The sequence below is a fragment of the Pseudomonas sp. PME37.24/006 genome (genome assembly GCF_055556635.1).
The window spans coordinates 1-277 of record NZ_JBVHNL010000062.1 but is presented as its reverse complement, the minus strand read 5'-3'; the positions used below and the strand labels follow the sequence as shown (position 1 = coordinate 277).

Genomic DNA, 277 nt, shown 5'->3' with positions numbered 1-277 from the left:
GCGACGCGCTGCACGTCCTGGCGCAGGAAGGTGGTGCGTCCCGAAGGCAGCCCCGCCGCCTCGAGACGGTCGATCGCGTCGCACAAAAGGGTCATGCGCCGTTCGATCGATTCGCGCTGCCGTTCACCGACCGCCCGCTGTGCCGCGCTGGGATGCAGCGTCAGGCCGAAGTCGGCGGCGGCGGGCAGGGGCAGTCCGGCAACGGCGATCGGCAGGATGGCGAAACGGCGCGACAGGGACATCGTGGTTCAGAGGCTCCGGCGGGATCGGTGGCCGC

Annotated in this window: 1 protein-coding gene; it reads right to left on the bottom strand. The window is 71.5% G+C overall.

Features of this window, described 5'->3' with window-relative positions; all coding sequences use genetic code 11:
* Positions 1–242, bottom strand: a 242-nt coding sequence (locus ACZ3GY_RS23855; protein ID WP_465912203.1) for a hypothetical protein, incomplete at its 3' end; no start/stop codon positions are given.
* Positions 243–277: the final 35 nt, after the last annotated feature.